Annotated in this window: 2 protein-coding genes; both read right to left on the bottom strand. The window is 32.3% G+C overall.

Annotation, left to right across the window (positions count from 1 at the left end; translation table 11 throughout):
- The coding region (locus tag Q0807_RS18790) for a choice-of-anchor L domain-containing protein (RefSeq protein WP_301162053.1) at positions 1-2,056 on the bottom strand (2,056 nt) is incomplete at its 3' end.
- A gap of 300 nt (positions 2,057-2,356) precedes the next feature.
- Entirely contained in the window at positions 2,357-2,590 is a 234-nt protein-coding gene (locus tag Q0807_RS18785) for an SAP domain-containing protein (protein WP_299098750.1), read from the bottom strand.
- Positions 2,591-2,801: the final 211 nt, after the last annotated feature.

Raw genomic sequence — 2,801 nt, 5'->3', positions numbered from 1 at the left:
TTAAATCAAATTCTGAAAAACCATCATTACTATCATCATCACATAACTCTAAATCTGATACTGGATTAATTGTGGGTGCAGAAGAAGCAGATATCGTAAATGATGTTGTATCTACACAAGTTTGGGTACTATCTGACAGACGTGTCCAAATTGTTTGAGGATTTGATATATTAGAATAAGGACTCGTTAATGCGCCTACATTATCAATAGCATCTTGTTCTGTAAGATGATAACTAATAATAAACTCAGTAGCATCTTGGCCTCCTAAAACATCATCATCATTTTCTGTTAAATAAAAATCCTCTGTACCTGTAGCACTACATATATTTAAATTTGAAGCAGGATTAGCTGTTGGACTTGCTTTAAATTCAATTAAAATTGGTTCAGCAGAACCTGTACAAACACCTGAAAAATCAAAGTCCGCATAATAAACACCTGGTTCTGTAACCGTTATAATTGAACTCACTTCACCAGGAATAACAACATCATCTTTATACCAAACATGAACAGCCGAATCAAGTCCTGTATCTAAGGTTATCTCAGAACCATCACACTCGGCATTACCTGCTTCAATAGTTATATCATCACCTAAATTCCCTCCTAAATTAAAACTACCAGCTTCTATAAAAACACCAGAATCATATGTATTATCTCTATCATCTGCAACTACTAATTTAATGGTATATGTTTCCCCAGGAATTACGTCAGCTCTAGCTGTAAAAACAGCAGTTCTTCCGTCAAAAGAAATTGGTGATCCATTGGCAGGCGTATAAGCACCAAAATACTGATCATTGATTCCTCCACAAGAAGCACCATTATCTGGATGGATATTTGTAACTAAAATAGGCGTATTGGTATTTGGTAATACAGCCAAGTTAGTTACATTGGATGCTGAATCTGTTAATAAAAAAGCAAAAGCATCAGAAAAGGTACATTCAAAACTACCCATATCGTATTCCTCGGATGCCATTAAAAAGTTGAAACTAAATTCATCTGCAAGTGGTACAAAACTAAATTCAATATATGAAGCATTATGAGAATTAATGCCAACAGCAGTATCTAAATCTACATCACCAGGCCAAGTATTAGAACCATCTCCTAAAAATGTATTTGGGCCTCCAGCAGCACTAGCATCACCACTAGTAAGTAAAATTCCGTCTTCAAAAGGAAAATCTATACCATTACTAAAAAAGTAACCAATACCATTTGGTTCTGAAGAACTAAAATCAATACCAGTAATAGATGTAATACCAGAAACTGTAGCACAAGGACTATCTATTAAAACATCCTCTACTAATTGCTCAATTGTAAAAGTATCTTGATCTACCACCACATTAGGCCCTAAAACAAAAACCAAAATTGACGCTGAACCAGAACAACCTTGGGGATTAGTATCTGTAACCGTTAATGTTACGGTATAAGTTCCTGGTGTATTAAAAGTGTTAGAGGCATTCTCTCCTACAGCAGTATTTGAATCTCCAAAATTCCAATTATAAGTAGCGTCAGTTCCATCAACTGAGAATTGGGCACTCCCAGAAAAATCAATTGTATCTCCAGGTAAAATCCCTATTACGCCTGTATTATTTGGCTCAGGAATCGTACTATCAATAGATGCTGTAATATCTTGACATTCTGTAGCACATAATATATCTGCACTCCAACCTGTGATAGTACCTGAATCGTTACTAACAAAAACAAATGTTAAACATCCAGAAGTATTTGTTTCTGATGCCGATACAGTACCAGGTGAAGCAACTCCAGAATATGTCCCAATAAGATTGGCAGTAATATCATCTCCATCGTAAATGGTTAAGGTATCTGAATTTAGTTGTGTATTAAATTCAAGGAAGTCTATGATAACAAAATCATCACTATTTTCAGGACATATAGTTACAGTATAATTTTCGTCATTTGAATAATTACCGAATTCACCTCCTGAATCAAAAAATTTATCTGGTGCACACCTATTAAAGGTACCATCTTGCATAGAAAGGTCTTGAGCAAAGCCAGTGATAGTAAATAGAATTGTAATAAGATATAGTATTTTTTTTACCATGAATTGAATTTTAAAAAAATAATTGTTTCTTTTTATAACCTATAAAACACTCTTTAAAGTGTTAAGTTGGGAATTTAACCAAAATACATGAATCAAGACTAATTTTTCAATTGACAAGAATGTTAATAAAGTTTAACTACAAAAAAAGCCGACATACTGAATATTAGTTTAACATTAACTACAGTATTTTAACTTCGAATTCTACAAATCCTATTAAATATTAACAAAAAACCTAAAAAAAGATATACAGATATAAAAAATATAGACCTGTATACCTTATCTATTTTTAAGTTCTTTAATTTAGATAATTTTCTTAATTGTACGACGCTTATTTTTAAGTGAAGTCAGCTTTGTATCGTCTTTCATTTTTTTATCTAAAAAACTTTTTATTCTCTGTTTTAAACAATCTTTACTGCCTTGCGTTGACAATCCATTTTCTTTGCAAAACTCTATTAATTCAAATTTTAAGCAACAGCTGTAATTAAGGTTTGTTTTTAAAACCTTATTATCAGGTTGCTCTGTTTGATAAAACATAATTACTTAATTTTATAATTTAAACAAACGCATATGCTTTAAGAACTATACCCAAAGCGTTACCATCATTTTTTACTTCTCACTCTCATTAATGTTGTTTCTGTACTGCATCCGTTACAATTAAGAATTCCGAACGTCTATTTTCAGCATGTTGTTCTTTAGTACAACCATTAGAGCAATCTACTTTAGGTTCAGATTCACCTTTACCCAT

The organism is uncultured Winogradskyella sp. (genome assembly GCF_947495255.1).
Classification (GTDB): Bacteria; Bacteroidota; Bacteroidia; order Flavobacteriales; family Flavobacteriaceae; genus Winogradskyella.
The sequence above is the reverse complement of the archived record's forward strand: the minus strand, read 5'-3'. Positions and strand labels throughout refer to the sequence as shown.